This window comes from Burkholderia sp. 9777_1386 (genome assembly GCF_015712265.1).
Taxonomy (GTDB): Bacteria; Pseudomonadota; Gammaproteobacteria; order Burkholderiales; family Burkholderiaceae; genus Burkholderia; species Burkholderia cenocepacia.
Genome location: NZ_JACCQB010000162.1, coordinates 1 through 387, shown reverse-complemented (window position 1 = coordinate 387; position 387 = coordinate 1). Strand labels below are relative to the sequence as shown.

Below are 387 nucleotides of genomic sequence, written 5' to 3'. Positions count from 1 at the left end.
GCCTAACGGCGCACCCATCGCCATCGCCCCGTAAGTGACAATGCCGTTCCACGAAATCACTCGCCCGATATGCAGCGAGCCAACCACGCCAACGCCCCACAGGGTCGATCCCGTTCCGGCAAAACTTTGCCCAATCCCAAGGATCACGCGTCCCAGGCAAAGTAATAACAGGCTGATGACGGGCAGACTGGCGGTTAATCCTGCCGTCAGATATCCCAGACCGCTCAAAAAGCAGCCGCATAAACCGAAGACGACAATCTTTTTGGGGCCCAGCAAATCGGCGTAACGTCCGGCATGAGGACGGCTCAGCAAGGTGGCGAAATATTGCAGGCTGATAACCAATCCTGCCCAGAAAGCGCTAAAGCCCATCACATCATGGACATAGCC

General features: G+C 56.3%; 1 protein-coding gene. It reads right to left on the bottom strand.

The genetic code is table 11. From position 1 onward, the window contains the following. On the bottom strand, positions 1-387 hold a 387-nt coding region (locus H0X91_RS34855), incomplete at both ends, for an MFS transporter (RefSeq protein WP_196433839.1).